Raw genomic sequence first — 24080 nt, 5'->3', positions numbered from 1 at the left:
TACAATAGCGATTCGCTTATTTAAAAGCATTTGATTCAGCATACTTGGATTAATTATGTCCGCCATTTTTACCATTATCGCTCCGGTTTTTTTGATGATTGCCATCGGCTACGGCGCGATGCAGCAAAAGATGTTCAGCCGTGAACAGCTCGACGGCTTGGGCAAGTTTGTCATTAAAATCGGCATGCCGATGATGGTGTTTAACGCCATTGCCACGCGGCCGATTGCCGATGTGTTTAAGCCGGAATATTTTTACGGCTATACGTTGGCTTCGGGTTTGCTGTTTTTTATCAGCTGGTACGCCACGAAAAAACGCGGCTTGGATCCGAAATTGGCTGCGTTAAACGGCTTGGCGGTGGGGATGTCGAATTCCGGTTTTGTTGGCTATCCTTTACTTTTGATGGCGATTGGCCCGGCGGCCGGTGTGTATTTTGCCATGAACGTGCTGACGGAAAATCTGCTGATTTTGCCGCTGATGTTTATTTTTTTGGATTTGGCCAAGGGCGGGCAAACCAATTATTGGGCATTGTTTACCAGAATTGGTAAGGGCTTGCTGACCAATCCAATTATCATTGCCATGCCCATCGGCTTGATTTTTGCTTTTGGTTGGCTGCCATTGCCAGCCTTTATGGACAAACTTTCCGCTATGCTGGCCACGGCTACATCACCGCTGGCTTTGTTTATGATTGGCGGCAATCTTTACGGCATGAGCATTCGCGGTAATGTGAAAGACATGGCTTGGGTGACTTTCGGTAAATTGGCTTTGTGTCCGCTGGTGGTGTTTGCCTGCTTGTGGTTGATGGGTGCGGATCAGGATATGTTGTTTGCGGGCGTGTTGTTCGCGACTACACCGATGGCCAGCCTGTATGCGCTTTTTGGCGGCATTCACGGCTTTGCCAAGGAAACATCGGGCGCGATGCTGATGGCGACTTTGCTGTCGATTATCCCGATTTCACTGGTGTTGATGTGGCATCATTAAATAATGATAAAACAAAGGAAACGATAAATGAAATTAACGTTGATGTTCCGCGAGTATTGCAGCTTGTGCCACAAAATGCGCGAGCAATTGCAGCCGTTCCAGCAGGAATTTGGTTTTGAATTGGATGTGGTTGATGTGGATGAAGATCCGATTTTAGAAGAAAAATACAATGAATTGGTGCCAGTGTTGCTGCATGGGGAGCATGAAATCTGCCATTGGTTTTTAGAAGAAGACAAATTAAAAGCCTATCTTCAAGCGCAATCTTGATATAACCATGCCGTCCGAAATTTCAGACGGCATGGTAGAAATGGTAAAGGTGCAACCCAGCATGATGGTGCACCTTGATTTTGATTAACGACTTTGCACTTGTGCAGGAGTCGTCGGTTTGTTGCTAAAAGAGGCGCGTTTGGCGGCCTGGAAAATTGACTGACGTCGACGATGTTGCATAAAGATACTTCCTTTCACTTTGTTGCTTTGTGCAGATTATGTTTTTTTATCAAACCTGCAATATTTATTGTGAGATGTTATGTTGGCATAATAGGCGCTTTTCACAGAATTGAATACAGCAGTTATGTAAAGTTGCTGTGTTTTTCTGTTAGTGCGTATCATAGCGTACAATGATGACAAAATTTTGACGTGAAATAAAAAGGCCGTCTGAAACGATTAAATCAGTTTCAGACGGCCTTACTTGATTGTTGATGGATTTTACTTAGCTTAATTTGCTAATGATGTCGTTCAAGGCTTTTTGCCAGTCGGAGGCTTTTACTTTGAAATCACGTTCGATTTTATGATTGTCCATTACGCTGTAGGTTGGGCGCGGCGCGGGAACAGGGTATTCACTGCTTGGAATGCCTTTAAGCTCAGGCATTTTGAAGCCATCAATATGTTTGGCTGCGGCTTGGAATACGGCATCAGCAAATTCGCACCAGCTCACTGATTTGTTGCCGCAATAGTGATAAATTCCGCGATGCATTTCCGGTTCGCCAATGATGCTGACAATGGCAGCGGCCAAATCACCGGCATAAGTAGGGTTGCCGGTTTGGTCATTGACGACAGACAAACTGTCGCGCTCATCGGCCAAGCGTAGCATGGTTTTGACAAAGTTGTTGCCGTATTCGCTGAATAACCAAGACGTGCGGATAATCACGGCTTCAGGGTGTGCGGCTAAAGCCAACAATTCACCCGCCAGTTTGCTTTTGCCGTAAACGCTTTGCGGGTTGGTTGAGTCGGTTGTGCGATACGGGCTTTTGGCATTGCCGTCAAATACGTAATCGGTGGAAACATGAATAAAGCGCGCGTGGATTTTTTGTGCGGCAGCGGCCAAATGATGCACGGCTTGGGCGTTTACCGCAAAGGCATTGCTGACATCGGTTTCGGCTTTATCGACAGCAGTATAAGCAGCGGCATTGACCACGACATCGGGTTGGAAATTTTGCACCATGTTGTTCACAGCTTCGGCATCGGTGATGTTTAAAGAACTTGAATCCGTGGCAATCAATTCCCAGCTTTCAGGCAGGCGGTCGCGCAGACAATGGGCTAATTGGCCTTTCGAGCCGGTCAGTAAAATTCGCATATGGGCTTCTCCTCGCTGTCGGAACAAATAAAGTAGTAGGCTGTAATCAGTCGTATTATAGAGCAAATTTGCCTGACCGATTATCCGGAAATTTATTTTCTTATTTATTTTTTTAATCAAAAAATATTTTTTAGGTTATACTCAAAACAAGTTTTCAGACGGCCTCAAAAATGATGGCGTGATGGAAAATTTTTTGACACATTATGTGATGGAGAGAGCAATGTTTAAAAAATGGTTGGCCGTTTTGGCCGTGATGACATCGATGTTCAGCTTGAGCGGTTGCGGTTACAATACCATGCAAACGCAAGACGAAGCAGCCAATGCGGCTTGGTCGGAAGTGTTGAACCAATATCAACGCCGCGCGGATTTGATTCCGAATCTGGTGAATACGGTAAAAGGTTATGCGACTCATGAAGAAGAAGTGTTTACCAAAGTCACCGAAGCGCGCAGCAAAGTGGGCAGCATGCAGTTGAGCGCTGAAGATGCCAGCAATCCTGAAAAATTGAAGCAATTCCAACAAGCGCAGGGTGAATTGAGTGGTGCGTTGTCGCGCTTATTGGTGGTGTCGGAAAACTATCCGCAATTGAAAGCCGACCAAAATTTCCGCGATTTGCAGGCGCAATTGGAAGGCACGGAAAACCGTATTTCCATCGCGCGCAACAGCTACATCAAAGCGGTGCAAACTTATAACACCACTTTGCGTCAGTTCCCGCAAAACATTACCGCAAAAATTTTCGGTATGCAGCCGCGTGCGAACTTTAGCGTAGAGAATGAAGGTGCGATTTCGAATGCGCCTGCCGTGCAGTTTTAAGCATTAACTTTTCAGACGGCCTGTTCATTTATGGTGAATAGGCTGTCTGAAGTCATGGATGAAATGGTTTATGACCATTAAAATCCGGAAAGGCAAAGCTATGCAATCTGTGATTCATAAAACAGGTCTTGCGCTGGCCATGCTGCTGAGCAGTTTTTTGCTGTTTGCTGCCGAATTAACCGCCATTCCGCCGCTCACGGCACCGGTGATGGACAGTGCGCAGATGATGAGCGCCGAAGCGCGTGTCGAGCTGAATACGCATTTGACGCAATACAGCAAAGAAAAAGGCAGCCAGATTGTGGTGTTGACCGTGCCGGCGATTTCACCGGAAAGCCCGTTTGATTATGCTTTGCGCGTGATGGAAACATGGCAACCGGGTCGCAAAGACATCAACGATGGTGTCTTGCTGCTGCTGGTGCGTGATGAACGCAAAACGCATTTGGCTGTCGGCCGCGGCTTGGAAGGTGCGATTCCTGATGTGTACGCCAAGCGCATTTTGGATGATGTGATGCGACCGTATTTGCAGCAAGGCCAAACTGATGCTGCGATTTATCAAGCAGTCGGTCAAATCGAACGGCTGATTGCCGGAGAAGGTTTGCCGGAAGCGGCGACCAGTGAATATGCCGAGCCGGCAGGTGAAGATGCATGGATGATGTTGCTGTTTGTGCCGTTGGTGGCCGGCAGTTTCTTGAAATCCATTTTCGGCCGTATTTTAGGCAGTCTGATTACTGGCGGTGTGATGTTTGGCTTAACAGCCATGTTCGGCTGGCCATTGTGGATAGGCATCATTGCGGCCATCGGCGGAACCTTGTTTACGTTCTTATTGGGTTCGAGCGCCTTTATTTCCGGCGGCGGAGGTGGTCTGGGTGGCGGCTTTGGCGGCAGTAGCCCACGCGGAGGCTGGCGAAACGGCGGCGGAGGCTTCGGAGGAGGCGGCTTCGGCGGCGGAGGCGGTGGTTTTGGGGGCGGTGGCGCTTCAGGGAGCTGGTAATGGAACAAAATAGATTTAAACGTTTATGGCAACACTGGAAATACCCACGCTGGCGTGTCGAGAAATTTTTTCCGACTGCGGATTTAGAACGCATCAGCCGCGAAATCGGTTTTTCAGAGCAAAAACATGCCGGCCAAATCCGCTTTGTGGTCGAATCGCGTTATGCCAATAGTGAAATATTGGCAAATGTTGATCCGCATACCCGTGCGCTGCAATGGTTCGGCCAGTTGGGTGTATGGGATACCGAACACAACAGCGGTGTGCTGGTGTATGTTTCCTTTGCCGATCATGTGGTGGAAATTGTGGCCGACCGTGGTGTCAGCCGCAAAGTGCCGCAAGAAAAATGGCAGGAAATTTGCGATTTGATTCGGGAATCTTTCCGCAAAGAGGAATATATTCAAGGTTTGGAAAACGGTTTACAGGCCGTCAGCCATGTATTGACCGAATTTTATCCGCGCGAACTCAATACGATTTATCGTGATGACTTGGATAATGATGTCATGATGGTGTAATGAATGATTAAAAAACGGATAAGAAAAAACCACGGTGCTTATGATCATAAGTGCCGTGGTTTTTTATAAGGATAGAATCAAGAGTTGGGGTTGTCAGATGAATTACATTGGCAAGCATCGTGGTTATGATCATGATCGACGCAACCGGCAACCGCTTCATGCCAGGCCTCATCATCACCATCAAATTCTTCCACTTCGTCAAATTCGCCGTTTTCAACCAAATCCACCAGCTCGCCCAAGCTGTCGGCGCCTTCTACCCAGAAGCACGGAATATCAGGCGGTGTATCGGGTGCCAAGAGGGCAGCGATGCCTTCATGCCATGCAATCCAATAGCCGTTGGCCGTCTCGATAAATTGTGCTTCTGGGGGGATGGTTTCGTTTTCAGTGCCGACGAGCATGCGTTCGGCGATTTCTACTTGGAAAGGTAAAGTTTGCATATCTGCTTTCTGTCTGTCAGGGAGTATCAGTCGCTATTGTAATAGGCCGTCTGAAAAATATAATTATATCGAATTATTTTATCTTGTTCAGTCTTTTGTACATATATTATGACATTAAGGTTATAAAAATTTCTGTAACTCAACTATTTGATTTTGTTCGAATATAATTTTATGATTTTCTTCATCCTGAAAATTACACAACCAAATATTAGTAAAAATACGTTGCTGAATGGTTATGGAATATTCCGTACCAGAAAAATAGGCAATCTTATCTTTTGCATAGTGACGCGGTGGTACGCTATGACATTCTTCAGACGGCCTTTTTGCTATAATGATGCGTTCTCAAAATTATGCCAAGGCCGTCTGAAATGCAAGTTATCCAATACGACAATTCACCTTTCAAACTTCATCAGCCGTTTCCGCCCGCAGGCGACCAGCCGACAGCAATTGCCGGCTTACTGGAAGGGCTTTCAGACGGCCTTGCTTATCAAACCCTGCTCGGTGTGACCGGTTCGGGCAAAACCTACACCATGGCCAACGTGATAGCCCAAAGCGGCCGACCGGCCATCATCATGGCGCACAACAAAACGCTGGCCGCCCAGCTTTATGCCGAAATGCGCGAATTTTTCCCTGAAAATGCAGTGGAATATTTCGTGTCTTACTATGATTACTATCAGCCTGAAGCTTATGTGCCGAGCCGCGATTTATTTATTGAAAAAGATTCGGCGATTAACGAACACATCGAGCAAATGCGCTTGAGCGCCACCAAAAACCTGATGACACGCAATGATGTGATTATCGTTGCCACCGTATCCGCGATTTACGGTATCGGTGATCCGACCGAATATAAACAAATGGTGTTATCAGTGAAAGAAGGCGACACGCTCGAGCAGCGCGACATCATTTCCACGCTGGTGTCAATGCAGTATGAGCGCGGCGAAATGGATTTCAAACGCGGCTCATTCCGTGTACGCGGCGATGTGATTGACGTATATCCGGCGGAAAGCTCGGAAAGCGCATTGCGCATCAGCTTGTTTGACGATGAAATCGACCGCCTGGATTTGTTCGATCCACTCACCGGCGGCAATCTGCAACGGGTGGGGCGCTACACCGTGTTCCCGAGCAGCCATTACGTCACCCCGCGTGACACCGTGTTGCGAGCTTGCGAAGGCATCAAAGAAGAATTGCGCGACCGCATAGAATTTTTTGCCAATGAACAACGCCCCGTCGAACAGCAGCGCATCGAACAGCGCACCCGTTTCGATTTGGAAATGCTCTATGAAATGGGCTTTTGCAAAGGCATTGAAAACTACAGCCGTCACTTTTCCGGCAAAAAAGAAGGTGAACCGCCGCCAACATTGATGGATTACTTGCCCGACAACGCCATTATGTTCATCGACGAAAGCCACGTGACCGTGACCCAAATCGGCGGCATGTACAAAGGCGATGCCTCGCGCAAACAAAATCTGGTCGATTACGGCTTCCGCCTGCCTTCCGCCCGCGACAACCGCCCGCTTAAATTCCACGAGTTTGAAAAAATCATGCCACAAACCATCTTCGTTTCCGCCACGCCGGCCAAATACGAAGAAGAACACGCAGGGCAAGTGGTCGAGCAAGTGGTGCGCCCGACCGGCTTGGTGGATCCGATTATCGAAATCCGTCCGGTCGGCACGCAAGTCGATGATTTGTTATCCGAAATCAACGAACGCATCAAAAAAGGCGAGCGCACCTTAGTCACCACACTCACCAAACGCATGGCCGAGCAGCTCACTGATTATTACAGCGAGCTGGGCATCAAAGTGCGCTACCTGCATAGCGATATCGACACCGTCGAGCGCGTGGAAATCATCCGCGACTTGCGCTTGGGTTTGTTTGATGTGCTGGTCGGCATCAACCTGCTGCGCGAAGGTTTGGATATTCCCGAAGTGTCGCTGGTCGCCATTCTCGATGCCGATAAAGAAGGCTTCCTACGCTCGCATCGCAGCCTGATTCAAACCATCGGCCGTGCCGCGCGCAACGTTAACGGCTTGGCGATTCTGTATGCTGACAAAATCACCGATTCCATGCGTGCCGCCATCGACGAAACTGAACGCCGCCGTGAAAAACAGATTAAATTCAACGAAGAACACGGCATCGTGCCGACGCAGATCAATAAAAAAGTTAAAGACATTATCGATGGTGTGTATAGTGACGAAAATGACAGCAAAGCCAAAGGCCGTCTGAAAAATAAAGGTAAGGTGAAAATCAGCGAGATTCACACCGAAGAAGATGCAATTAAAGAAATTGCCAAGCTGGAGAAACAGATGCAGCAAGCGGCCAGGGATTTGCAGTTTGAAGAGGCGGCGGTTTTGCGGGATAGGATTCGGGGGATTAAGGAAGGCTTGCTGTTTGGAGCGGAATAATCTAGTAGGTCGGATACTTGTATCCAACATTTGCTTGAGGTGCGGAAATATTTGCTCAAGACACAAAATTGTTGGATTCGAGAATCCGACCTACGATAAAAGGGGGAATCATCATGCAATACCGTCGTGTTTATCATGCTGGTGGTACATATTTTTTCACGGTGGTCACGCATCAACACAAACCTATTTTAACCGATGAAACGGTACGCGCTGCATTACGCCAATCCATCTTAACGGTACGCGAAAAATATCCTTTTGAAATTTCTGCACAAAAGTGTCGGATTCGAGAATCCGACATTACTTCTCAATCTACGACAAAAGGCCGTCTGAAACATATTGAACTGTCCCCCAATTCTTGGACAAATTAAAAATCTTTCTCAAACAGCCTGTTCAAGCTGGGTCCTGTAAGCCACAGGACTCAGCTTTTTTAAATTCAAACTAATACGTTCATAATTGTAGTAACGTATGTAATCATCTATCACTTTGGTCAACTCTGCCACCGATAACACACCTTCCTGATAGAAGCTTTCCACTTTTAATGTCCCGAAGAAACTCTCCATCGGTGCATTGTCCCAGCAATTCCCTTTGCGCGACATGCTCTGCACAATGCCTTTCTCCGCCAGCTTTTCCCGATAAGCCTGAGTTCGGTAAAGCACACCTTGGTCAGAATGCAGCAGCGGGGTCTGCCCTTTCAGACGGCCGAATGCCTTATCCAGCATCTGCATGACCATCTTGCTGTCCGGCTTTCTACTGAGCTCATAAGCCACAATCTCACGATTGAATACATCCAATATCGGCGATAAGTACAGTTTGCCGTCGGTGCATTTAAACTCGGTCACATCGGTCAACCATTTATCTCCCGCTTTATCAGCAGTGAATGCACGCTTAAGGATGTTTTTCGACGTCTCTCCTATAACTTGCGGACGATAGGATTTTTTGTTGCGCACTTTGGCTTTCAAACCCAATAATCCCATAATACGCTGCACTTTCTTTTTATTCCACGATAATACAGCTCCAATCCGCCGTTGGCCGTAGCGACCTTTGTGTTGGTGATAAACTTCACTCACCGCCGCTTTGGCTTCCATATCGGGATCGGATTTACCGATGTGGTAGTAGAAACTGCTTTTGGGTATGCCGGCACTGTGCAACAAGTATTTCAGCAGGTGCTTCGCCCTCAGCGTTTGAACGGTTTCGCAACTTTGGTGGCGTTCTTTTCGTTGAGGGCTTTCATGTGCTTTAGGTAGTCGATCTCCGCCCTCATGTAGCGTAACTCTTCAATCAGCTCTGCCTGAGTTTTTTCATGGTCGGGTTTGTCGACGATAAAGGGATTGTTGCGTTTGGTCTGCGTAGTCTTCATAAGCGTAGCCTGTGGGTGCTGAAGTGCGGCTATACCGCCTTGACGGTAGGCGGCAATCCAACGGCGCAGGTGGGTGCGTGAGACGTTGAAATGGTCTGCGGTACGCTGTTGGCTGTGCACTTGATGGTAATGGAGTACGGCTCGGTATTTGAAGTCTAGTGTATATTTGGACATAAGAAAACTGCACCTTTTTAAGTTGGGGGGAAAGTGTCCAACTTTTGGGGTGCAGTTCATATCTGTTTGGACGGCCTTGTTTTATAGCGAAATCGAAAACTTATTTCGCGGACGATGCGGCGGCAGGAGCCGGTGTGCTGACCTGTTTATTGCTTGGCACGGAAGCAGCAGAAGCGGCTTGAGGCATTGCAGCGCTGGCTGCGGAAGCGACAACAGGTTCTGAGGCTGATGCGGCTTGTGGGACAGGTTCTGCTGCAGATTGGTTGGTCGGAGCCGATGCAGCTTTGGGCTTGGCTGATACAGTAGTAGGCTTGTCGGCTATGCTGCCGCCGAATGTGGTTTTAAACCACAAAACAATGCTGTCCCATATGCGGTTGAACCAGCTGCCTTCGGCAACATTGCTGAGTGCGACCACGTCTTTTTCCGCCACGACTTCGTTGCCTTTCATCAGTTTGAGTTTACCCAAGATTTGGCCTTTTTCAATCGGCGCCAATACGGGCTGAACAGTTTCTAAAATCGGCTTCAGGCTTCTGCCGGTGTCGTGCGGAATGGTGATGTAGGTTTCATCGACAAAACCGATGTTCACGGCGTCGACTGCGCCTTTATACACTTTGACTTGCGAAATAGCTTCGTTGGCATTGTAAAGTTTCGGCGTATCAAAGGCTTGCAATGCCCAGTTTAATAATTTGCTACTCTCGGCTGCGCGCGCTTCGATGGATTCGGTACCAACTACAACGGATACAATACGGCGGCCGTTGCGTTTGCTGGACGCGGCCAAATTGTAGCCGGCGCTTTCGGTATGGCCGGTTTTCAAGCCATCAACATTTGGGTCACGGTAGAGCAACAGGTTGCGGTTCGGTTGTTCGATATTGTTGTATTCAAAAGATTTAATCGAGAATACGGGATAGTATTTTGGGAAGTCTTTAATCAATGCAGCCGACAACAAAGCTAAATCGTTGACGGTGGAAACGTGGCCGTCTGAAGGCAGGCCAGTCGGGTTGTTGAAATGGGTGTTGTTCATGCCCAAGAGTTTGGCTTCGTCGTTCATTTGTTTGACGAATTCTTCCACCGAGCCGTTACCCATGGCTTCGGCCAAGGTGATGGCGGCATCGTTACCAGATTGAATCACCATGCCTTTAATCAAATCACTGACGCTGGCTGGTACATTCGGATTGAGGAACATGCGCGAGCCTTCGACTTTCCAGCCTTGATCGGACACGGTCAGCATTTGGTCGGCTTTTAAAGTGCCGTTTTCCAAGGCTTTGAAGGTCAGGTAGGCGATCATCATTTTGGTTAATGAGGCCGGTTCGATTTGGGTATCAAGATTGCTGGAAGCCAAAATTTGGTTGCTGTATAAGTCTTTCACAATAAAGGCGGTGGCCATAATTTCCGGTGGTGTATCAGGGCTGTTGATGCTCGGCATCAAGATTTCCGGTTGCGCGGCAGAAGCGGCTTGGTCGGCCGGTGAGGATGCAGCATTGGCGGCAGGTTGCGGCGCCGCCAAGGCGTGGCTGCTTAATAAGGCGGCTAAGGTCAGGCTGAATAGCGTTTTTTTCATAACTTGGTGATAACAGTATTTTATTTGTCGGCGTAATGTATAAAAAGGTCGACTGAAAAGCTGAATTGTTCAGTTTTGTGGGTTAAAAATTTAAAAATCAGTATATTAAGTATATTAGGGATATGATTTTCTCTGGGAGGTAATCCAAACGCAGCCGCACATTATACCGATTCGTGCTTGATTTGCTAAGATTTTTCTTGCCTTCAGACGGCCTGAAGGGTATGGTTTTACCTTTTCGCTGTTTTGTTGACAAAGTTTGACAAATATTTCAACGGCGATGGCTTAATTATTTTGTAAACGATTGATTCTAATAGATACCCATGAACACTCGCCCTTCTTATTCTGATTATCTGATTCGTATTTTGACCGCTTCTGTGTACGATGTTGCGGTGGAAACCCCGTTGGAGCCTGCCCGTGGTTTGTCAGGCCGTCTGAACAATAATATCTTGCTCAAGCGTGAAGACTTGCAGCCGGTGTTCTCATTCAAGATTCGTGGTGCTTACAACAAAATGGCCAAATTATCCAAAGAAGCCTTGGCCTGCGGCGTGATTGCGGCTTCGGCGGGCAACCATGCGCAAGGTGTGGCTTTGTCGGCACACCGTTTGGGCTGTCGTGCGATTATTGTGATGCCGGAAACCACGCCCCAGATCAAAATCGATGCGGTGAAAAACCGTGGCGGCGAAGTGGTGCTGAAAGGTGTGTCGTATAACGATGCATACGATTACGCCATGGAGTTGGTAAAAAAAGACGGCTTGACCTACATCGCGCCATTTGACGATCCCGATGTGATTGCCGGACAAGGCACGGTGGGCATGGAAATCGTGCGCCAGCGCGCGGATAAAATCGATGCCGTGTTTGTGCCGATTGGCGGCGGCGGTTTGGCGGCCGGTGTGGCGGCGTTTATCAAACAAGTTCGCCCCGATATTAAAGTGATTGGCGTGCAAACCGATGATTCTTGCTGCATGAAGCAGTCGATTGAAGAAGGCAAAATCGTGCCGCTGAAAGATGTCGGCCTGTTTTCAGACGGCACGGCAGTGAAAGTGGTGGGCGAAGAAACTTTCCGCTTGTGCAAAGAATTGCTCGATGGCGTGATTACCGTCGATACCGATGCCATTTGCGGCGCGATTAAAGATATTTTTGATGACACGCGCAGTATTATGGAGCCTGCCGGTGCGCTTGCTTTGGCCGGTTTGAAAGCCTATATCGCCCGCAACGGTGCGCAAAACCAAACCTTAATCGCCGTGACCAGTGGCGCCAACATGAACTTCCACCGTTTGCGCCACGTTTCCGAGCGCAGCGAATTGGGTGAGGGCAACGAAGGTATTTTCGGAGTGACGATTCCGGAAGAGCCGGGCAGCTTCCGCAAGTTTATCGATTTGCTGGGCAACCGCAACATCACCGAATTTAACTACCGTTACGGTAATGAAAACAAAGCCCATGTGTTTGTCGGTCTGCAAACTGCCGGTTCGCGCGATTTGGCAACCATTCACGCGCAGCTTAACAATGCCGGTTTGCCGAATGTGGATTTGACCAACGATGAAATTTCTAAAATCCACATCCGCTACATGGTCGGCGGCCGTACCGATAAAGTGAAAAACGAACGCTTAGTCAGCTTTGAGTTCCCTGAGCGCCCGGGTGCATTGGCACGTTTCCTGAACCACATGCAAGGCGGCTGGAACATTACCTTATTCCACTACCGCAATCATGGCGCGGATTACGGACGCATTTTGGTCGGCATTGACGTGCCGCCTGCCGATGAAGCCGCGTTTAATGAATTTTTAGACAGCTTGGGTTATGTTTATCAAGACGAAACGGATAACCAAGCCTATCAATTATTCTTGGCGTAAATGTAAAGGCCGTCTGAATGTTCAGACGGCCTTTGTAATAGTCGTTTCAAATAAAAATCATACTGCATTTATATTTAAGGTAAAACTTGATTAAACCTGCCAATCAATTTCCGCCAAACCTTGCGCCTTTAAATACGCATTGGCTTGCGAAAAATGGCGGCAACCGAAAAAGCCGCGATAGGCAGAAAGCGGCGAGGGATGCGGCGCGGTCAACACCAAATGACGGCTGCGGTCGATAAACGCGCCTTTTTTCTGCGCGTGGCTGCCCCATAGAATAAACACAATATGCTCGCGGTGTTCGTTAAGCTGGGCGATCACGCGGTCGGTGAAACGTTCCCAGCCCAAAGGTGCGTGCGAATGTGCTTGTCCGGCGCGCACGGTCAATACCGTATTGAGCAGCAACACACCTTGTTCTGCCCAATGTTGCAAATAGCCGTGCTGCGGAATCTGAAAGCCTTCAATGTCAGTGGCCAATTCCTTATAAATATTCACCAAAGAAGGCGGAATCTGAATATCCGGCCGCACCGAAAACGACAAACCATGCGCCTGACCTGCACCGTGATACGGGTCTTGCCCCAAAATCACCACTTTCACCTGATGAAATTCGGTCGCCTTAAACGCATTAAACACATCTGCCGCCGGCGGATAAATCACCCGCCCCGATTGCCGCTCTTGCTTGACCGTATCGATAATGTGTTGGAAATAGGGCTGCTCTTTTTCCGCGCCGATGGCTTGGTGCCAAGTTTGCATAATCGTCTGCCTGTAAACATCAATGCCGCGGATTATAGCATTTTCAGACGGCCTAAAGGGTCGGTGAATACGTTTTTGAACCACGCCAATAAATCCATTAAAATGAACATAAACCCGCTTTTATTTACCCGAAAGGAAACATCATGCGTTCACATCGATTGCGCGAACTTTTAGAATTGCTCGAGCCTTATTGGAAACAAGAGCCGGAAATGCACTTAACCCAAATTTTGCAGAAAATAGCCGACGAAGCAGGCTTTGACAAACCGGTTGCCGAGTTGACGGACGAAGTGATTATTTACCATCTGAAAATGCACGGTAAAGACAAAACCGCGCCTGTGCCGGGGATTGCCAAAGATTACGAAGAAGATTTCAAAACCGCATTGCTGCGCGCGCGTGGGATTTTGAAGGATTGAAAAAAGGCTGTCTGAACATCAAATCGATTATTCAGACGGCTTTTGTCATATTCAAACCTTATTTCAATGCACGAATACCCACCGCATCGCGCACTTCGTCCAGTAACACGCGCGCTTCTTTGCGGGCTTTGGCGGCTCCGGCCTGCAAAATCTCTTCGATTTGGGCTGGGTTGGCGGTTAGGGCGGCGTAGCGTTCGCGTGGTTCGGCCAATTCGGTATTGATTTTGGCGGCCAGCAGTTTCTTCGCTTCGCCCCAAGCCAAGCCTTCGGCCAGCATTTGGGTGAAGTCGGCGGTTTCAGACGGCGTGGCAAAGGCTTTGTAGATTTCAAACAACGGACTTTCGTCGGGTTGTTTTGGTTCGCCCGGTTCTTTTAAGTTGGTGATGATTTTGTTGACCGATTTTTGGGTTTTCTTGTCGTTTTCCCACAGCGGAATGGTGTTGCCGTAGGATTTCGACATTTTGCGGCCGTCTAAGCCGACCAGCAATTCAACCTGCTCGTCAATTTTCACTTCGGGCAGGGTGAACACTTCTTTAAAGCGGTGGTTGAAGCGGCCGGCAATGTCGCGCGCCATTTCGACGTGTTGGATTTGGTCGCGGCCGACCGGCACTTCGTTGGCTTTAAACATCAAAATATCGGCGGTCATCAAAATCGGGTAGCTGTATAAGCCCATTTCGATTTGGTGGTCTTGGTCTTCTTGGCCGTTGTTAAGGTTATCCTGCACCGCGGCTTTGTAGGCATGGGCGCGGTTCATCAGACCCTTGGCGGTGATGCAGGTCAGAATCCAATTGAGTTCCATGATTTCAGGAATGTCGCTTTGGCGGTAAAACGTGGTGCGTTCGGGGTCAAGGCCGCATGAAAGCCAAGTAGCGGCCACGGCTTGGGTGGATTCGTGAATCATTGCCGGATCGTGGCATTTGATGATGCCGTGGTAATCGGCGAGAAACAGAAAAGATTCGGTATCATCGGCTTGCGCGGCGCGGATGGCCGGGCGGATGGCGCCGACATAGTTGCCCAAGTGGGGAATACCGGTGGTGGTAACACCGGTGAGAACGCGTTTTTTGCTCATGGTGGATTCCTGTGTTTCGGCTTGAAAAGGCCGTCTGAAAAAGAATAGGGCTTGATTATACCTGATTTGTAGGGATTTTTTCAGACGACCTAAAAGATAAGCGAAAAGGCCGTCTGAAAAGTTATGCACAATTTTAATGATATATAAAACAATAATATAAGATAAAATCATCAAAAAATACGCATTCGCATATTGAGTTATCCACAGATGGCTTTATATAGGGGTTAACAGAATATTTCCACGAGAAGGAAGCAAAAGATGAGATTCGACAAACTTACCGCAAAATTCCAACAAGCGCTGCAGGAAGGCCAAAGCTTGGCCTTAGCCGCAGACAACAGCTATTTGGAAGCGGGTCATGTTTTAAAAGCATTATTAGACGATCAAAACAGCGGCGCAGCGGCTTTGCTGGCGCATGCCGGTGTGAATGTGGCGCAGGTGAAAACCGAATTGCAAACCTTGTTGAACGGTTTCCCGAAAGTATCGGACAATGGTGGCGAGATTTTACCGAGCCGTGAATTGCAGGCGGTGTTGAACCTAATGGACAAAGCCGCGATGAAGCGCGGTGATGCCTATATTGCCAGCGAATTGTTTTTGTTGGCTTTGGTGCAGCAAAACGATGCCACCGGCAAAGTGTTGAAAAATGCCGGTGCGACCGAACAAAACATCAATGCGGCGATTGATGCCGTGCGTGGGGGACAAACCGTGAATGACGCCAATGCAGAAGACCAACGCGAAGCCTTGAAAAAATACACCACCGATTTAACCCAGCGCGCCCGTGAAGGCAAGCTTGACCCGGTGATTGGCCGCGATGACGAAATTCGCCGTGCGATTCAGGTGTTGCAACGCCGTACCAAAAACAATCCGGTATTGATTGGCGAACCGGGCGTGGGTAAAACCGCCATTGTAGAGGGCTTGGCGCAGCGGATTGTTAATGGCGAAGTGCCGGAATCGTTGCGCGGCAAACGTCTGCTGGTGTTAGACTTGGCAGCCTTGATTGCCGGTGCGAAATACCGCGGCGAATTTGAAGAACGCTTGAAAGCGGTGTTAAACGACTTGGCCAAAGACGATGGCAACACATTAATTTTCATCGATGAAATCCACACTTTGGTCGGCGCGGGTAAAACCGATGGCGCGATGGATGCCGGCAATATGTTGAAACCGGCTTTGGCGCGCGGCGAATTGCACTGTATCGGCGCGACTACCTTAGACGAATACCGCCAATACATCGAAAAAGATGCCGCATTGGAACGCCGTTTCCAAAAAGTATTGGTGGGCGAACCGAGCGTGGAAGACACGGTGGCGATTTTGCGCGGCTTGCAAGAGCGTTACGAAATCCACCACGGCATCGACATTACCGACCCGGCGATTGTGGCCGCAGCCGAATTGAGCGACCGCTATATTACCGACCGTTTCCTACCCGATAAAGCCATTGATTTGATTGACGAAGCCGCCAGCCGCATCAAGATGGAATTGGATTCCAAGCCGGAGCAGATGGACAAACTCGACCGCCGCATTATCCAATTGAAAATGGAAAAAATGCACGTTGAGAAAGAAAGCGACGAAGCCAGCAAAAAACGCTTGGAATTGATTGACGAAGAAATCGACGTTTTGCAAAAAGAATACGCCGATTTGGACGAAATCTGGAAAGCCGAAAAAGCCGCATCGTCCAGCTCGGCCGACATCAAAAAACAAATCGATGATTTGAAGGTGAAAATCGAGCAGGCCAAACGCAGCGGCGATTATGCCAAAGCGTCTGAGTTGGAATACGGCGAACTGCCGAAATTGAGTGAGCAACTGGCCGCCGCCGAGAGCAATCCGGAAACCAAAAAAGCCAACAAGCTTTTCCGCACCGAAGTGGGCGCGGACGAAGTGGCCGAAATCGTGTCGCGCATGACCGGTATTCCGGTGACGAAAATGATGGAGGGTGAGCGCGAGAAATTGCTGAAGATGGAAGAAGTATTGCATCAGCGCGTGGTCGGCCAAGACGAAGCCGTGCGTGCTGTAGCCGATGCCATCCGCCGCAGCCGCAGCGGTTTGGCTGACCCGAACAAACCATACGGCAGCTTCTTGTTCTTAGGCCCGACCGGCGTGGGTAAAACCGAGTTGTGCAAAACGCTGGCCGGCTTCTTGTTCGACAGCGAAGACCATTTAATCCGCATCGATATGTCGGAATACATGGAAAAACACAGCATCGCCCGCTTAATCGGCGCGCCTCCGGGCTATGTCGGCTACGAAGAAGGCGGCTACCTCACCGAGCAAGTGCGCCGCAAACCGTATAGCGTGATTTTGCTGGACGAAGTGGAAAAAGCGCATCCTGATGTGTTCAATATCTTGCTGCAAGTGCTAGATGATGGCCGCCTGACCGACGGACAAGGCCGCACGGTGGACTTCAAAAACACTGTGGTGGTGATGACCTCGAATATCGGCAGCCAGCATATTCAGCAAATGGGTACCGCCGATTACGACGCGCTCAAAGAAGTGGTGATGGAAGACGTGAAAGAGCATTTCCGCCCTGAGCTGATTAACCGCATTGACGAAGTGGTCGTGTTCCACGGTTTGGCGCAGGAACATATCCGCAGCATTGCCAAAATCCAGTTGCGCGGTTTGGAAAAACGCTTGGCAGCGCAAGACCTGCATTTGCGTGTGTCTGATGCCGCTTTGGACATCATCGCCGAAGCCGGTTTCGATCCGGTATATGGCGCGCGACCTTTGAAACGCGCGATTCAAGCCGAGATTGAGAATCCGCTGGCCAAAGCCTTGTTGTCCGGCCGTTATGCACCAGAGAGCGTGATTAACGTAACTGCCGACGGCGACCGCTTGGCATTTGAATAAGCTTAGCTGATTAGTATTAGTTGGTTTAGCAGGCCGTCTGAAAGAACATCATCTTTCAGACGGCCTTTTGTTTTTATCTTAAATAAGAATAGATTTCATTCGTATTTTAATTTAAGATAAACACCATAGCGTTTTATCGATGGAGTAGCGCGCATGAAATTCAATTTCCCCATTGCCGTCAATATGCACGAATTTTTGAAAACCGGCCGTTTTGATTATATAGAAATCGGCCAAAGCGACGAGCAGATTTTGCAGATGTTTCCTGACCCCGATTGCACATCGCAAGGCTTAATCGTCAAGCAGGGCTTGAATATTTGGCTTTACGGCAACATCGAATTTCATTTTTCAGACGGCATATTGAACCAAATCCGCTTGGAGCATCTGCCTTTTAGCAGCCTAGATGGTGGGCGTTCGATTTTGCTGCACCCGTGGCTATTTGGCCAGCCGGAAAAGCTGAATTTGAATTTTGTGCTCAACCAATTAATCCGCCATCACATCGATTTTTTCAAAATTGAAGATGCGGCCAACGTGATTTTGCGCCTGCAAAGTGGTGTGGATTTGGTATTTGAAAAAGACGGGCAGCAGCGTTTGAATACGGTGTGTAAACGCAAAGCGGCATTACCCCAATGGCTGATGGAGGCCGTCTGAACACATTTAAATGATATTGAATGATGAATAAAAGGTATAAGGCGTTATCGGGTTGACTATTTTTTAAAATTAATTGAAATAATCTACTAAATAAGAAAGATGATATTTTAATTATTTTTTAAAAACGAAATGAAATTGCGTAAAGCAAGTTTTTCATCTTCCCATGCTAAGGTTAAAATAACGCACGAATAAACCTTAAGGAAGAAATGATGAGAAAATTATTGATGGCTGGCGTGTTGTCGGCATTGGCTGTTCAAGCGCACGCTGCCGCAGCGCCAGATACCTTGGCAAAAGTGATGAAAAGCAAAGAATTGTTGGTGTGCTCACCGGGTGATTACAAGCCTTTCAGCTTTGACAATAACGGCAAATTTGAAGGCATCGACAACGATTTGGTCGAGCGTTTGGCACAAAGCATGGGCGCGAAAGTCAAGATTGTGAAAAGCAGTTGGCCGACCTTGATTGCCGATTTCAAATCGAAATGTGATTTGGGCGTGGGCGGCATTTCAATTACTTTGCCGCGTCAGCAGCAAGCGTTGATGAGTGAGCCGTATTTTACCAATGGCAAAACGCCTCTGGTGCGCTGCGAAGATGTATCTAAATATCAAACGGCTGAACAAATCAACCAGCCGCATGTGCGTATTGTGGCCAATCCGGGCGGCAGCAACGAAAATTACGCCCGCACGGTATTGACCAACGCCAAGCTGACCATGCATCCTGAAAACCTGACCATTTTTAATGAAGTGGCAGAAGGGCGCGCGGATGTGTTTGTGACAGAAGCAGCCGAAGCAATTGTGAAAACCCATGAACACAAAGGCGTGTTGTGCGGCGTGAATCCGGATAAGCCGCTGCGTCCGGCGCAAAATGCTTGGTTGATTCGTGACAATGATTTCCGCTTCAAAGCTTATGTTGATCAATTCCTGCGCTTGGAAAAATTATCCGGCGGATTGGATCAAACCATTCAACGTTGGTTACCACGCTAAGTCTTCAATACATAAAAAGGCCGTCTGAAAATGATTTTTTCAGACGGCCTTTTCACTAAATGCTTATTTCAAAATCGATGAAGAATTTTTATTTCCTTCCACAATCTTCAAGCCTGCGGAAACCAAGCTGCCGATGTCGGCAACGTTGGCCGGCATAATCAAGGTATTGTTTTCTTTAGCCAGTTTGCTGAAGGCTTCGACGTATTGTTCGGCCACCTTCAGATTCACCGCTTCATTACCACCTGGGTGTTGCAAGGCAGCAGCCACGGCGCGGATGGCATCGGCGTTGGCTTCGGCCACCAAGCGCAGGGCTTCGGCTTCACCTTGGGCGCGGTTGATTTGTGCTTCTTTTTGGCCGCGTGATTCGTTAATCGCTGCCTGCATTTCGCCTTCGGATTGTTGAATCTCGGCTTCGCGCTGACCACTGGCCAAGTTGATTTGCTCGATTTTGCGGCCTTCCGATTCGGCGATGCGGGCGCGTTTTTCACGCTCGGCGGTGATTTGTGCCTGCATTGAGCGCAGAATTTCTTGTGGCGGAACCAAATCTTTGATTTCGTAACGCAACACTTTTACGCCCCAAGAAGTGGCTGCTTCGTCCAGCGCCGCCACGACGATGCTGTTGATTTCGTCGCGTTCTTCAAAGGTTTTATCCAATTCCATGCGGCCGATAACCGAGCGCAGGGTGGTTTGCGCCAATTGGGTAATGGCCATAATATAGTTGCTGGTGCCGTATGAAGCGAGCTTTGGATCGGTTACTTGGAAATAAATAATGCCGTCAACGGTGAGCTGGGTGTTGTCGCGCGTGATGCAGACTTGGCTGGGCACATCCAGCGGAATTTCTTTAAGCGTGTGTTTGTAGGCCACGCGATCGATAAAGGGAATCAGAATGCTCAGGCCGGGGTTGAGCACTTTGTGAAAACGCCCCAAACGTTCGACTACATAGGCTTCTTGCTGCGGCACGACCACAAAGGCTTTAAAGCCGAAGACGATTACCGCCGCTAAAATCAGAATCGGAAAGCTGTATAAAATTTCCATGTTTTTTCCTTAATGTGGATGAATTAATGTAAGTGAATCAATAAAATATTGCCGTTTTTGCCGGTAATCACGCCGGTTTGCGCGCTGGTGGCGGCTGGGGCGTTCAATGCCTGTGCCTGCCAATGTGTCCCACGGTAAATCACTTCGTAATAATCGGTATGCATATGGCGTGAAATCTGTACCGTTTGGCCGATATCGAGATCATTGGCAAGGTTTTCAATTTCATCCGGTTTGCGGTGCTTTTGTATCCATCCCCGCGCCCCCCAAATACCGAGAGCGGAGAGGATGGCAGCGGTTAGAATCGCAGCTATGGTGTTGGCATTAAACCAAGCCACTAGACCTGCGCCAAACAAAGCCGCACTCACCACCATCAGGTAAATCGTGCCGATGAACAGCTCGAGTATCAGCAGGGTAGCAGCCAAGATAAACCAAATCATTGCGCATCTCCTTATTATTGTTGTGATCAAATTAATTAAATGTATCAAATAGCTTTGGAAATTCAAAGTTTTATAGCATATTTTTACATATTCATTTGCAATAAAAAAGGCCGTCTGAATGTTTCAGACGGCCTCGTTTGAATCAGTTAGGAAAATAAAGCCTTATAAATCAAGTAGCCACCAAAGCACAAGAAAAACAAGCCGGAAAAATTATCTAAATAGCGGCTATAGCGGCTGTAAAACCGTTTCACGGCTTGGCCGGAAAACAAAACCGCCAATCCAGTGAAGAAAACGATGGTTTCCATCCAGAGCAACAGCAAGACACCGGCGATTTGCCACGTTTCGGTGATGTCTGCCAACACTGCCGACATCACGCTGCTGAAATACACCACAATTTTTGGGTTGGAAAGATTGACCAGTAAGCCTTTTTTCGCTTCGTTTAATGGTGTGGTTGGTGTCGCAGCCGCAGCGGCTTCGGCATGGCGGAAATCAGCGTTTTGCCGCACATTGACCATTTTCCAGCCCAAATACATCAAATAGCTGCCGCCCAAACACATCAATACGGTATTGAACATCGGAAAAGTTTTCAACAGCAGCGACAAGCCGAGCATGGTGGCGCTGGCCCAAAACATCACGCCAGTAACGATGCCCAATACGGCAAACACGGCATTTTTGCGGCCGTGTAACGCGGCGGTGCGGGCAATGTAGAAAAAATCGGGGCCGGGGCTCATCATGCCGAGCAGGTGAATAATAATAATGTTCCAAATCATGGGGTTTTTCGTGGGCTTGGTGGGTGTTAAAACCATTACAGGGTGGCTATAATAACATTTTCTGAATCATTCCGAATCGTTAGGATAGAAATCATGCGCAAATTTTTCTTGTTGTTATTGCCAATAATGCTGGCGGCCTGCGGTGGCCAGTCTGATAAACCGGCCGATGAAACGCAAGCCGGTGTGCCACCGAAGCCTTTGTTTAAAGTGAAATATATTGATGAGAGCGCGATTAACGGTTTGGCATTGGGTGCAGCGCAATCAGGCCAAACGGTTGACGGCAAACCGAGCGCAGTTTATCCGATTGAGGGTATGGGTGATGGCAACCAAGTCGAGCTTATCGGCGAGCGCAGCAACGATTTAGAAATGATTCGCGGCACCTGTATGGAAACCGATGGTGGTAAAAACATCGGCTGGCGCAAAGATGGCACGTGCCATACCTTATTTGCCAAACTGGTGGACAATGTGGCGGAAGACGGCACTAAGCTTACCGATTATCTGATTAGCCATGCCGGTTTGAAATCGTATTCCGAAAACAAATCGGGCTATGCCGCTGTACAAACCGGCCGCTATATTTTAGAAGCCGACAGCGATGGCGCATTTTTCTTCCGCCGCCGCAATTATTAATTGATTTTCAGACGGCATTGAAGCATCAGGCCGTCTGAAAACATTCTGAAAGGAATCTTATGGAACAGCGCAAACTCGGCCGCACCGGCATTGAGGTGAGCAAAATCTGCTTGGGTACCATGACTTGGGGCGAGCAAAACACCGAACAAGAAGCCCATGAGCAGCTGGATTACGCTTTGGCCAACGGTGTGAATTTTATCGACACGGCGGAAATGTACCCCGTGCCGCCGGGCAAGGAAACCTATGCCACCACCGAGCGCTATATCGGCTCATGGATTAAAGCACGCGGAAAGCGTGATGATTTCGTGTTGGCCAGTAAAATTGCCGGCCCGACTGGCGCCAACCGCTTGGAAAGCTATATCCGTAATGGCAACGACTTTTCGCGCGCGCAAATTTTGGAAGCCTGCGATGCCAGTTTGCAGCGTTTGAATACCGATTATTTGGATTTGTACCAACTACATTGGCCGGAGCGCAAAGTCAATTTCTTCGGCAAATTGGGTGTGGCTGATTTGTCGGATGACGAAGCATTTACGCCGATTGAAGAAATTGTCGATGCTTTGGGCGAATTGGTGAAACAGGGTAAAATTCGCGCCTTCGGTTTGTCGAACGAAACGCCGTGGGGCACGATGCGCTATCTCAACCAACACGAGCAAAACGCCGATCTGCCGCGCGTGGCTTCGGTACAAAATCCGTATAACCTGCTCAACCGCAGCTATGAAGTGGGCTTGAGCGAAATTTCTTTGCGCGAAGACATCCCGCTGCTGGCTTATTCGCCGCTGGCTTTTGGCGTGTTGACCGGTAAATACCGCCACGGTGCAAAACCCGAAGGCAGCCGCTTGGCTTTGTTTGAACGTTTCCAACGTTACACCAAGCCGAAAGCAGAAGAAGCGGTTGAGCGTTATGCCAAAATTGCCGAAGAAGCAGGTTTGACGCTCACGCAATTGTCTTTGGCGTTTGTGACCCAGCAAGCGTTTGTCGGCAGCAACATCATCGGCGCGACCACGATGGATCAATTGCGTGAAAACATCGCCACGGCTGACGTGGTGTTAAGTGAAGATGTGCTGAATGCGATTAACGATGTGCATGCCGAAATCAGCAATCCTTGCCCTTAATCATTAAGCGGTAGAACAAGGCCGTCTGAAAACAAATCAGGTTTTCAGACGGCCTTGATTACGTTAATATTACCTGATACAGCTTATGGCTAGGTTTCAAATGAAATGGCAGGCTGAGACCTTTGCAAACTCCCCATCTTTGGCACATTTCTTCATTATGCGCTGCTCGAAAGCTTAGCCTTTTTATGATATGTCTGCGCTTTCTGTGTTTGCTTACTTTGAACTATACTCAAATCTAGGGTTTTGCAAAGGTCTCGGGTCGTCTGAAAATAAATACAATCATCACAAAGGAAGAGAACATGGCATACCTGACTTACCGTTTGGTGCAAATCAGTTCGGCGGCGATTAAAGCGGCCGATGTTTATTACCACGATGCCGTTGGTTTGAAAATCCGTGAGTTGCGTGTATTGCGTTTACTGCACGATATGCCCGGCAGCACGCCGACGGAGCTGCTGGAAAATTTGGAATTGGATAAAACGCTATTGTCGAAAAATCTGGCCGCTTTGGAACAGCGTGGTTTGATTACCCGCACAGTAGATGAACGCGATAACCGCCGCCAATGCCTGCACTTGAGCAAACGAGGTGAAGAAGCTTGGTTGGTGGCTGAGACCATCGGCCACAATTTGGAAAAAGAGATGTTTGCCGATTTATCTGATGAAGAATGGGCGCAATTGCAAAACTTGCTTGAGCGCGCTTTGGAATCGTTTAATAAATGGCAGAAAAGCCATTCTTGATTGAAAAATATAAACAGGCCGTCTGAAATTCA

23 protein-coding genes and 2 pseudogenes are annotated in these 24080 nt (G+C 48.5%); 15 read left to right on the top strand and 10 right to left on the bottom strand.

Translation table 11 applies throughout. The features are described from left to right. Positions 1-55: 55 nt before the first annotated feature. Both ACM67B_RS06365 and ACM67B_RS06360 read left to right on the top strand, forming a co-directional pair. Positions 56-979, top strand: coding sequence for an AEC family transporter (locus ACM67B_RS06365; RefSeq protein WP_416188932.1), 924 nt, complete (start codon positions 56-58; stop codon positions 977-979). 27 nt (positions 980-1006) lie between these two features. After that, positions 1007-1246, top strand: coding sequence for a glutaredoxin family protein (locus ACM67B_RS06360; RefSeq protein ID WP_416188931.1), 240 nt, complete (start codon positions 1007-1009; stop codon positions 1244-1246). Positions 1247-1688: 442 nt separating this feature from the next. Here ACM67B_RS06360 and rfbD read toward each other — a convergent pair whose 3' ends face one another. Continuing rightward, complete coding sequence (gene rfbD / locus ACM67B_RS06355; protein WP_416190530.1) at positions 1689-2579, bottom strand: dTDP-4-dehydrorhamnose reductase; 891 nt, start codon at positions 2577-2579, stop codon at positions 1689-1691. Between the two features lie 193 nt (positions 2580-2772). Between rfbD and ACM67B_RS06350 the strand changes: the two genes are divergently transcribed. From ACM67B_RS06350 to ACM67B_RS06340, 3 genes are all read left to right on the top strand, one after another. Beyond that, a complete protein-coding gene (locus ACM67B_RS06350) occupies positions 2773-3363 on the top strand; it encodes a LemA family protein (protein WP_095503466.1) in 591 nt (196 codons plus the stop codon). Positions 3364-3463: 100 nt separating this feature from the next. Then, positions 3464-4354 carry a TPM domain-containing protein gene (locus ACM67B_RS06345; protein ID WP_416188930.1) on the top strand — a complete coding sequence of 297 codons (891 nt, stop codon included), beginning with the start codon at positions 3464-3466 and terminating at the stop codon, positions 4352-4354. Continuing rightward, entirely contained in the window at positions 4354-4866 is a 513-nt protein-coding gene (locus tag ACM67B_RS06340) for a TPM domain-containing protein (RefSeq protein WP_416188929.1), read from the top strand. Before ACM67B_RS06345 ends, ACM67B_RS06340 begins: the two co-directional genes overlap by 1 nt. 77 nt (positions 4867-4943) lie before the next feature. Here the strand turns inward: ACM67B_RS06340 and ACM67B_RS06335 are convergent, their stop codons facing one another. Beyond that, positions 4944-5303 carry a hypothetical protein gene (locus ACM67B_RS06335; protein ID WP_416188928.1) on the bottom strand — a complete coding sequence of 120 codons (360 nt, stop codon included), beginning with the start codon at positions 5301-5303 and terminating at the stop codon, positions 4944-4946. Positions 5304-5671: 368 nt separating this feature from the next. Between ACM67B_RS06335 and uvrB the strand changes: the two genes are divergently transcribed. Both uvrB and ACM67B_RS06325 read left to right on the top strand, forming a co-directional pair. Further along, on the top strand, positions 5672-7705 hold the full coding sequence (gene uvrB / locus ACM67B_RS06330) for an excinuclease ABC subunit UvrB (RefSeq protein WP_416188927.1): 2034 nt from the start codon (positions 5672-5674) through the stop codon (positions 7703-7705). Positions 7706-7818: 113 nt separating this feature from the next. Next, positions 7819-7974: pseudogene (locus tag ACM67B_RS06325) on the top strand (transposase); the annotation flags it as partial. A 108-nt stretch (positions 7975-8082) separates the two neighbouring features. Here ACM67B_RS06325 and ACM67B_RS06320 read toward each other — a convergent pair. From ACM67B_RS06320 to ACM67B_RS06310, 3 genes and pseudogenes are all read right to left on the bottom strand, one after another. Beyond that, positions 8083-8856, bottom strand: coding sequence for an IS3 family transposase (locus ACM67B_RS06320; protein ID WP_416188878.1), 774 nt, complete (start codon positions 8854-8856; stop codon positions 8083-8085). A gap of 23 nt (positions 8857-8879) precedes the next feature. Continuing rightward, a complete protein-coding gene (locus ACM67B_RS06315; protein WP_416188879.1) occupies positions 8880-9236 on the bottom strand; it encodes a helix-turn-helix domain-containing protein in 357 nt (118 codons plus the stop codon). Between the two features lie 331 nt (positions 9237-9567). After that, positions 9568-10794: pseudogene (locus ACM67B_RS06310) on the bottom strand (D-alanyl-D-alanine carboxypeptidase family protein); the annotation flags it as partial. A gap of 320 nt (positions 10795-11114) precedes the next feature. On the opposite strand from ACM67B_RS06310, the gene ilvA reads away from it, so the two are divergent. Beyond that, positions 11115-12641 (top strand): threonine ammonia-lyase, biosynthetic, encoded by a 1527-nt coding sequence (gene ilvA / locus ACM67B_RS06305; protein WP_416188926.1) that lies wholly within the window; start codon positions 11115-11117, stop codon positions 12639-12641. A 90-nt stretch (positions 12642-12731) separates the two neighbouring features. On the opposite strand, the gene ung is transcribed toward ilvA, so the two are convergent. Then, positions 12732-13391, bottom strand: a complete 660-nt coding sequence (ung, locus tag ACM67B_RS06300; RefSeq protein ID WP_416188925.1) for a uracil-DNA glycosylase — start codon at positions 13389-13391, stop codon at positions 12732-12734. A gap of 143 nt (positions 13392-13534) precedes the next feature. On the opposite strand from ung, the gene ACM67B_RS06295 reads away from it, so the two are divergent. Next, a complete protein-coding gene (locus tag ACM67B_RS06295; RefSeq protein WP_416188924.1) occupies positions 13535-13804 on the top strand; it encodes a YihD family protein in 270 nt (89 codons plus the stop codon). A gap of 58 nt (positions 13805-13862) precedes the next feature. Here ACM67B_RS06295 and trpS read toward each other — a convergent pair whose 3' ends face one another. Next, a complete protein-coding gene (gene trpS, locus ACM67B_RS06290) occupies positions 13863-14873 on the bottom strand; it encodes a tryptophan--tRNA ligase (RefSeq protein ID WP_416188923.1) in 1011 nt (336 codons plus the stop codon). A 258-nt stretch (positions 14874-15131) separates the two neighbouring features. Here trpS and clpB point away from each other — a divergent pair, with 258 nt between their 5' ends. From clpB to ACM67B_RS06275, 3 genes are all read left to right on the top strand, one after another. Beyond that, on the top strand, positions 15132-17705 hold the full coding sequence (clpB, locus tag ACM67B_RS06285; RefSeq protein WP_416188922.1) for an ATP-dependent chaperone ClpB: 2574 nt from the start codon (positions 15132-15134) through the stop codon (positions 17703-17705). 153 nt (positions 17706-17858) lie between these two features. Further along, entirely contained in the window at positions 17859-18353 is a 495-nt protein-coding gene (locus tag ACM67B_RS06280; RefSeq protein WP_416188921.1) for a hypothetical protein, read from the top strand. A 206-nt stretch (positions 18354-18559) separates the two neighbouring features. Beyond that, positions 18560-19333, top strand: a complete 774-nt coding sequence (locus tag ACM67B_RS06275) for a transporter substrate-binding domain-containing protein (protein ID WP_416188920.1) — start codon at positions 18560-18562, stop codon at positions 19331-19333. A gap of 63 nt (positions 19334-19396) precedes the next feature. On the opposite strand, the gene ACM67B_RS06270 is transcribed toward ACM67B_RS06275, so the two are convergent. From ACM67B_RS06270 to ACM67B_RS06260, 3 genes are all read right to left on the bottom strand, one after another. Then, positions 19397-20368, bottom strand: coding sequence for an SPFH domain-containing protein (locus ACM67B_RS06270; RefSeq protein WP_095503582.1), 972 nt, complete (start codon positions 20366-20368; stop codon positions 19397-19399). 23 nt (positions 20369-20391) lie between these two features. Then, entirely contained in the window at positions 20392-20805 is a 414-nt protein-coding gene (locus tag ACM67B_RS06265) for an NfeD family protein (RefSeq protein WP_416188919.1), read from the bottom strand. Positions 20806-20951: 146 nt separating this feature from the next. Then, positions 20952-21575 (bottom strand): LysE family transporter, encoded by a 624-nt coding sequence (locus ACM67B_RS06260; RefSeq protein WP_416188918.1) that lies wholly within the window; start codon positions 21573-21575, stop codon positions 20952-20954. A gap of 90 nt (positions 21576-21665) precedes the next feature. Between ACM67B_RS06260 and ACM67B_RS06255 the strand changes: the two genes are divergently transcribed. The 3 genes from ACM67B_RS06255 (at position 21666) to ACM67B_RS06245 (ending at position 24048) form a co-directional block, all read left to right on the top strand. Then, positions 21666-22202, top strand: a complete 537-nt coding sequence (locus tag ACM67B_RS06255; RefSeq protein ID WP_416190529.1) for a hypothetical protein — start codon at positions 21666-21668, stop codon at positions 22200-22202. Positions 22203-22261: 59 nt separating this feature from the next. Continuing rightward, complete coding sequence (locus ACM67B_RS06250) at positions 22262-23314, top strand: NADP(H)-dependent aldo-keto reductase (protein ID WP_416188917.1); 1053 nt, start codon at positions 22262-22264, stop codon at positions 23312-23314. Positions 23315-23613: 299 nt separating this feature from the next. Next, positions 23614-24048 (top strand): MarR family winged helix-turn-helix transcriptional regulator, encoded by a 435-nt coding sequence (locus tag ACM67B_RS06245; RefSeq protein WP_416188916.1) that lies wholly within the window; start codon positions 23614-23616, stop codon positions 24046-24048. Positions 24049-24080 lie beyond the last annotated feature (32 nt).

It is taken from the genome of Neisseria sp. CCUG17229 (assembly GCF_047839235.1).
GTDB lineage: Bacteria > Pseudomonadota > Gammaproteobacteria > Burkholderiales > Neisseriaceae > Neisseria > Neisseria brasiliensis.
Note: the sequence above shows the minus strand (reverse complement) of the source record. Positions and strands in the feature narration are given on the sequence as shown.